The organism is Streptomyces sp. NWU339, assembly GCF_003143855.1.
GTDB lineage: Bacteria > Actinomycetota > Actinomycetes > Streptomycetales > Streptomycetaceae > Streptomyces.
In genome coordinates, this window is sequence record NZ_QFRK01000082.1 from 25435 (window position 1) to 32775 (window position 7341).

General features: G+C 66.9%; 8 protein-coding genes. 4 read left to right on the forward strand and 4 right to left on the reverse strand.

What is annotated here, in order from left to right:
- Positions 1-425: 425 nt before the first annotated feature.
- On the reverse strand, positions 426-620 hold the full coding sequence (locus DIZ27_RS41300) for a hypothetical protein (RefSeq protein WP_109383463.1): 195 nt from the start codon (positions 618-620) through the stop codon (positions 426-428).
- A 569-nt stretch (positions 621-1189) separates the two neighbouring features.
- Positions 1190-1351 carry a hypothetical protein gene (locus DIZ27_RS46315; RefSeq protein ID WP_181383958.1) on the reverse strand — a complete coding sequence of 54 codons (162 nt, stop codon included), beginning with the start codon at positions 1349-1351 and terminating at the stop codon, positions 1190-1192.
- A gap of 275 nt (positions 1352-1626) precedes the next feature.
- Here DIZ27_RS46315 and DIZ27_RS41305 point away from each other — a divergent pair, with 275 nt between their 5' ends.
- Entirely contained in the window at positions 1627-2490 is an 864-nt protein-coding gene (locus DIZ27_RS41305) for a hypothetical protein (RefSeq protein WP_109383464.1), read from the forward strand.
- Positions 2468-3157 carry a sigma-70 family RNA polymerase sigma factor gene (locus tag DIZ27_RS41310; RefSeq protein WP_109383465.1) on the forward strand — a complete coding sequence of 230 codons (690 nt, stop codon included), beginning with the start codon at positions 2468-2470 and terminating at the stop codon, positions 3155-3157. Before DIZ27_RS41305 ends, DIZ27_RS41310 begins: the two co-directional genes overlap by 23 nt.
- Before the next feature lie 479 nt (positions 3158-3636).
- Here DIZ27_RS41310 and DIZ27_RS46320 read toward each other — a convergent pair whose 3' ends face one another.
- Both DIZ27_RS46320 and DIZ27_RS41325 read right to left on the reverse strand, forming a co-directional pair.
- A complete protein-coding gene (locus tag DIZ27_RS46320) occupies positions 3637-4458 on the reverse strand; it encodes a hypothetical protein (protein ID WP_181383959.1) in 822 nt (273 codons plus the stop codon).
- A 141-nt stretch (positions 4459-4599) separates the two neighbouring features.
- On the reverse strand, positions 4600-5211 hold the full coding sequence (locus DIZ27_RS41325; RefSeq protein ID WP_109383467.1) for a hypothetical protein: 612 nt from the start codon (positions 5209-5211) through the stop codon (positions 4600-4602).
- A 728-nt stretch (positions 5212-5939) separates the two neighbouring features.
- On the opposite strand from DIZ27_RS41325, the gene DIZ27_RS41330 reads away from it, so the two are divergent.
- Together DIZ27_RS41330 and DIZ27_RS45375 are read left to right on the forward strand one after the other, a co-directional pair.
- Complete coding sequence (locus DIZ27_RS41330) at positions 5940-6254, forward strand: hypothetical protein (protein ID WP_109383468.1); 315 nt, start codon at positions 5940-5942, stop codon at positions 6252-6254.
- Positions 6255-6267: 13 nt separating this feature from the next.
- Positions 6268-6894, forward strand: a complete 627-nt coding sequence (locus tag DIZ27_RS45375) for a helix-turn-helix domain-containing protein (protein ID WP_146229094.1) — start codon at positions 6268-6270, stop codon at positions 6892-6894.
- The last annotated feature ends 447 nt before the right edge of the window (positions 6895-7341 follow it).

Genomic DNA, 7341 nt, shown 5'->3' on the forward strand with positions numbered 1-7341 from the left:
GTGGTGGCAATGGGCCGCGCCCGCGGGTATGGTCCCGAGCCTTGGCCGGGCGGCACCCGCGGAGGCCGGGGCGGCTAGCACGGTGCCGCTTCGGGCAGGCCGGCGCCGTTGGTCGCGTCGCTGGTGGCTGGGCCGGGACTGACGCCGCGCTGGCTGCGGCACGTTGCGTGCTGGCGGGGCCGCCCGTGCTCACCCGGCCGCCGGGGCCTCGGCTCGGTGGCGGCCAGGACGGCGCCGGGGGCGGGCTGTCGTCCGCGTGAGGTGGCTCGGCGTGGGTGAGTCCGGTGCCCAGTGGGCGGCGGTCGGTCATCGTTCGATTCTCGCCGCGCCGCGGGTTCTTCTTCAGCGCCCCGGCCCAAGGCGCGCGCGTCGGCGGGGTCGCGCGCCCTCACGGACGCGGCGGCGCCCGGGGCGGCAGATGGGCGTCAACGGCGGGTGAGGGTGAGCCCTACGGCGGTGAGCAGGACCGCCGCGACGCTCGCCGCGACCGTGAGGGGCTGGGCAAGGGCTGGGTGCTGGTACGTCACGTACAACGCGATGCCGCTGATCGCGAGGATGGCCAGGACGGCCACAAGGCCCAGTAAGGCAAGCACGTTCGGGTCGCGGCTGGGGGAGGGCACCGGAATGTGTCCTTCACGGATCAGGGCGCGCAGGCAGAGCCGCACACCACGTCGGGAGGTGCATGACGACCGTCAGCGTAGCGCATCCGAAGACCCCTGCACCCACTCTGACCTGCGGCTTTACGCATGGCAGTGCCATGCGTAGCGCGGTACGGTGGAGCACCCAAGAGGGACTTTTCTGTCTCGCTGGCGTGCTTGCCGACTGTGCCCCCGGCCGCGCACCCGAACACCTCCAGTGCACCTCCAGGAGAGCAGTGTTCTCCACGTCTCCAGCCGCCTGCAGCAGCTGCTCGGTGGCGGTGACAACAGCCGAGGCGGAGCAGCGCATCAGCGGGGCGGCTGCGGCGGCGACCCGGGTGAGCGGCTCCCGCACCGCAGCCGCGGTCTGTTTCGTGACCCGTCGCTCCCGGCCCAGGAGCTCCGCTGCCTGCCCGAAGTCCGCAAGTGCGCTCAGCCAGCCCGTCGGTACCACCGGCGATCCGGGTCCAGGTGGCACCGCCGGCGAACGGAAACCCTGCTCGCCTGCCGGAAAAGACGCTCAAGCCTGTTTTCGCTTCCACTCGATGACGTCACCCGATGAGAGTGCGCAACACCGGCACACTGCCGCCTGCGCTGACCAGGCCCGCGAGGATCGCTCCGGCGACCGGTGTGCCGCTGAGGAACGTGAGTCCCCCGATGACCAATCCGATGACGACCGCCGCCAGGAGGATGATGGCGGTGTGCTGTGTCATGAACGGGCCGGGTCCGGAGGGCTCAGGCGGAGTCAACGGCGCAGGAGACGGGGTGGAACTCACGTACTTCTCCAGGGTGTTGGTGTTGTCAGACGCCTGTTCCTACGTCGCGCTTGGCCCGGCACCCCACGGACCAATTTCGTTCCTGCACCGTGTCCAAAAATCTTGAAGAAAGTCCGTGGGGTGCCTCAATGCGGCCCACCTACAAGGGGGCGACGTAGGCGCACCCCCACGCATGTGAGGGCGGGCTGGACGACGACCGAAAGGGAGAGGAGATGCAGGGCGACGACGCGGGCGGGCAGTTCGCAGCCGCGCGCGCCCGGGACCTACAACCTTCAGGTCAGCTCGGGCCGCAAAACCTGGGCGCGCCCGTGTCCGAAGACGACCTGCGTCAGCTGAGCGGCCGTCACAGCCGCGAAGCCAGGCAGCTGCAGCAGAGCATCGACCGCAGGATGAGCGACCAGCGGATCCTGGAGGTACTGGCCCGGGACGGCTTCGAGGGATCGCGTTACGACCGCTTCGTGGAGGAACTAGTCCGCTACGGCATCTCGGTGCTGCGCGGCTGGATGCACTCCGGGTTCATCTTCCACTTGGTCGCCGACCGAGGCTTCGGCCTTAACCCACACGAGCTCGACCTAGAGGAGCTCGCTTCGAACAGCGACCTGCGGGAGGAGCTGGCGACCATGACCGTGGCCCGCGCCCTGCCCCGCTTCCGGCAGCGTGCGCTCATCGAGGGGGGTTGGACCTATGAGGGAGGTGCGAGCATCACCACCTACTTCATGGGCGCCTGCGCATACGACTTCCCCAACGAGTTCCGCCGGTATCGGGCTGGTGAAGAACGACAGAGCCGCGCCCTGCACCGGCAACAGGAGCTCTACGAGGACCCCATCAGCCCGCTTAGCGTGGCCGCCGAAGTCCACGGCAATCTGGAAGTGCTGGAACGCCTGCGGGTCATCAAGGACCCAAGAACACGGGCAACAGTCGCCTTGACTGTCGACGGCTACTCGCAGGAGGAGATCCGCCAGATCCTGGACGCTAAGTCAGTCCGGGCCGTCGAAGGAATGCTTTACCGGTGGCGGTCAAAGGAGAAGCGGGAGAGGGAAGAAGGTGACCAGCATGGCCAGCCACCAAGACGATGACTTCGACGCGCTGCTGGAGAAGTCGTCCTTGGGCGGCTCGGCCGCCCGGCGGCTGCGCGAGCGGACCCCGCTCAGCCGGGCCCAGACCGTCCACAGGATCGTCGAACTCCGTCATCGGATCGCTTACCCCGGCGGTGAGCCACAACAAGCTCTACAGGCCCCTCCGGACCTGCCGCTCGAATTCGAGGCCTTCTACCTGGCGTATCAGCAGTTCTTCCATGACTTCGCGGAACTCCACCTCGGCAGTCGGCCGACTGCAGAACAGGTGGTCCACCAGGTGTTTCTGGAGATTCTCATGGGCTGGGAAGAGCTGCAGCAGGCCGACGTCGAACAGCAGGCACAGGCGATCCTGCGCAGCCACGTCATCCAACGCCTCCAGAAGGACACCGGTAATAACGGGGTCCGCTTCCTGGAGTACGTCCGCAGCCAGCTTGAGATCGACAGCAGTACGAACGACCTGTACAACGCGATCCTAGAGTTGCCTGAGCAGCAGTTCACTGTCATCGTCCTGCGCTACGTACTCGGCTACCCCACTGACGAGATCGCCCGCTACATGGGCGTGCACCGGAACACCGTCGCCTACCGCATCCGCAGGGGCCAAGAACGACTCCGCACCTCTCTCTTGCCGACCGCCCGGGCCCAGACGGAAAAAGAAGCGTGGCAGTGACCACTATGTCTGCGCCCGCTGAGCTCACTGCCGCACGAGCAGCCAACCGCGAGCTGACCAAGGCCTTGAACTAGCGTGCGTGAGCGCTGCGGTACTTCTTCTATCGCCGGCCAGGTATCGGTGGTCGCTGAGCCTGGGCGCGGCGCCGCCGCACCCACCAAAACAGTAGCGGAGCGGCGGCCGCGTTGACCGCCCGGCCGACGCCTCCAAGCGCGCTGTGTTCTCCACCTTTTCAGCCGCGTGCAGCCGCTGCAGCGCATCGCTGCCGAGGGCCTAGCGGAGATGTACTTCCGCGCCAACAACACCCGTGCGCACGGCCTGGGCGTGGAGTTCACCAACAGGAGGAGATCGACATCTCCCTGTAGGGCAGGACCACCCCGTGAAGCCGCCTCGTCCCCAGCATTCCATCTGCCGGGGACGAGGCGGCTCGCATCCTACGGGGGCAGGGTCCGGTGCCCGCGGGCCCTGACGGATTCTTGTCAGACTGCGATGAATAGCTGCGGGAGTGCGGCGATCGTGGCGTGTGAGGCGCGGTGCCGTTCACGTCGTTCCGCTTCTGCCTGCACAGCCTCAGTTAGGGCGGTCGAGATTTCCGCATGGCTGCCCCACTCGGCGACTTCGTTCTCAAGGGCGACGCAGGCGACACGGAACTGCTGTTGGGCTTTTTCGAGTGCTGCCTGCGTGCGGGTCACTTGCTGCTGCTTCTGCTCCTGTGTGTTGAATGGGGTCGGCGGCTGGCTCAGCTCTTCCCGCGCGCTGGCGAGTGACTGCGCACGCTGATCCATCTCGCCCTTAGCGGCGAGGGCAGCCGTAGCTGCCTTTGACGCGTATCCCGTGACCTTGAAGCCATGAGGGCTGCTCATAGTGACACTGTCGCTCACATGCTCCCCGGGGTATTTGGGGACCTTCAGGAACTGCTGGTCGGTTCGCCCGTTCAGCCACTGGAGGACATGGCTCGTCACGTACCGGTCTGCCGCATCGTCATCAAAGGTCTGGGGCACATGACGCAGCGGACCAGGGTCGAACTCCGGAGTTTGGATTACTGCTGCGCGAAAAATTTCGGTGCCGCGTTGCCAGACGACGTGCCAGTGAGCGACTGCATTGCCGCACTTCTCGGGATGGTAGTTCACGACACCCCAAGGATCACCGTTGAGGCTGCCGTCCTCGCTGATAAGCGGTTCCTCGCGGAGTTGTCGGAACACGGCGAGTGTGACCTGCTTACCGCTGATAGTGAGCGTCTTCACCTCAACTGAGGCCGTCGTGATCAGCGCATTTTGGGTGGTGAGGTGTTTGCCTGCCACTACTTCTCCTTTTTGGGCGTGAGGGCAATGAGCCGGCGGCGTCCTCCGTGATCGCCGCAGCAGGCTCTTGGACACGGCCTAAGCACGGTGTTCACTGACACGGAGTACATGGAAATCGTGCTGCAGCCAGGCGATGCGCCGCTAGAGCACCGTCAGCTGGTCCGGCCTGGCACGCCGACGCGACCACCAGGAGAGCCGCGGCGCGGTGGCCGCGTTGACGGCCCGGCCGAAGGCCTCCAGGGCGGCCTCCAGGCGCGCGGTGTTCTCCACATCGGCCAGGGCGTTCAGCAGCTGCTCGGTGGCGGTGACGACGGCCGGGTCGGAGCAGCGCATGAGCGGGGCGGCCGCGGTGGCGGCCCGGGTGAGCGGCTCCCGCACAGCGGCCGCGGTCTGCTTGCCGGCCACCCGCTCCCGGCTCAGCAGCTCAGCCGCGCGCCCGAAGCCCACCAGCCCGCTTTGCACGTCCGTGCCGCCGGCGATCCGGGCTCGCGCGGCGCCGCCGGCGAAGGCGAGCACTGTCAGCAGGAACGTCCGGCCGCGTTCGACCGGCCCCTCCCACAGCAGACGGTTGGCGGCGGCCGCGCCCTGCAGTTCCATTACCGCCACCGTCATCGCGTCGGCCTGCACCCGCAGGGCACCGACCTCGGCCTGCTGCTCCTGACGGTCGCGAGCGCGGCTGGTCAGCCACGATGCCAGGACGGCGATGACCGCACCGGAGACGAGCGTGCTGGCCAACTCGATCAACTTGTCCATCCCCGCAGGCTGGCCGCGGACCGGCCCCGGCGCCCGGCCCGTTGCGGACCTGACGCACAACCCGTACGCGCTTGTTGCCGCAGGCCATTCACCCGGACGCCGCAAGGCCCCGCCCTGCGCTGCTGCAGCAACGCAGGGCCGTTGGGCCGCGTTGTCAGTTGGGGGAGCTGTCCGTTCTTGTGCTGACAAGCAGAATGGGGAGGCCGGTAGCCTCCCCATTCTGTTGGCGGGGCGTGCGCCAACACGCTTTCCGCCTGATGCCCGTAGTTCTTGGTTGCACCCAGTGGACCAAGGGCTTTCGACCTCGTTGTACGTACGTCGAGGTTGAAAGCCAGTGTGCTCCCTATATAGGGAGATCGGCAAAGGCGACATGTACGCGAGTGAGCCAATCCGCTGTGCGTCGGGTGAGCTGGGGTTCCCGCATGCGAAAACCCCGACCCCGTGCGCCCACGTTTGCGCAGTTCAGAGTCAGACGGCGCGCGCGGACACAGGGCCTCTTCCACTTATGGAAGACGATACACAGATGAGCCAATGAAACGGCATAGCAGACTTAACGGCCATAGGGGGGTATGCCCGCGTTGCGGGCCACGGCGTGGGGCCTGGAAGACTGTTAGTGCCCGTGCGTGACGCAGCGCCAACTGCGTGACGGCCAGCGCGGGTTGCACCCAGAGAGGAGGGGTGCGCCGCTTCGTATGGGCGCACCCCTCGAACCGGACGAATGAGGGCTGATGCCGAAGAACAGCGGCTCCCGTGCCGTACCCGAAAACATCCCTGTCTCCGTCATGCTCAAGCAGAGCAGTCCCCCGCATACGGGCGAAGTGTTCGGCACCAGCAGGCTGACGCTGCCGCACGTCCTGCCTTTGATCGTCTTCCCGATGATCGGCTGCGTGCTGTACGTGGTGGGCATGCCGGTCTCCGACATCTTCGCCTTCCTCGCCGGCTGCGGCGGGATCGGCGCCGCAGTGACCATCGTGGTTACCGGCGGCCGCCGCGCCCTGGTAGCCCTCGCGCACGGCGTCCTTGCCGCCACGAGCAACCGATAGAGAGGGTCAGCTCGTGGGACGTTCCGAGAACCCCCTAAACGGGCCTTTGCACCGGCGGAAACTCGCTCAGTACCTGCGAGATTTCCGGGCTTCCGCACAGGTCACCTACGAGGAAATGGCGGCGCTGTACTCCAATGCGTCGGCAGCCACGCTTAAGCGGACCGCATCCGGAGAAACCGTACCGAAGTGGCTCCGGGTGCTGGACTTCTGTGTTGCCTGTTTCGCAGCGACGCGGGTCGATCCCCGTCCCGTCCCGGATGTTCAAAAGCTGCGCGAGCTGTGGCTGAAGGCACGCATGGAGGGACGTCACACCCTGCATCTGAAGAAGCCCCGACCCGAGTACATCGCGGACCAGGCGGACCTCAGTCGTGCCCTGCATGCGCTGTACGAGCACGCCGGCGCCCCGCCGCTTCGGGAGATCCAATCAAGGGCCGGTGGGGCGATGCATCTGCCACTGAGCACGCTGGCTCGGATCGTCAGCCGGGAGGCTCTTCCGGCTGACGAGCGGCAATTCCTGGCCTTTCTTGCCGGCTTCGGTGTAGAAGGGGAGGAGCGGCAAACAAAGTGGCGTATGGCTTGGAACAAGGTTAGTAAACACAAGCTGACCTCGACCGAAATCATTCATGCGCTGCACGAGTAAGCCGCAGAAATCTCCTCCGAATTAAGGGGAGCGCCGGATCAAAGAATGCCAGCAGGGCCACTCCCTACCACGACGCCCTCGCCGTGGTAGGGAGTGGCCCAGTTCTGCCAAAACTACATGGTGCATCACTTGATGCAGACTCGCCGACCCCGGCCACCCTCCCCCTTTTTGCCGCCCGGGCCGCAGGCCCGTTGGCCGACCCGCGCAGCGGGGCCGGCCTTTGGGGCGCACCGCGCCCCATGGTGGCTGGAGCGCAGCGGAGGCCACCGCGCGGGGACGCAGTCCCCACAGCTCCGGGAGCGCAGCGGACGGAGCGTCACCCGCCTTGCGCAGCAAGGCGGGTGGGCGGGACGCGCAGCATCCCGCCAGCGCTCCCGCGGAGCGGGAGCGCAACCCCCGCGCGCAGCGCGGGGGTTCGCTTGCACCGCGCGCAGCGCGGTGGTACCC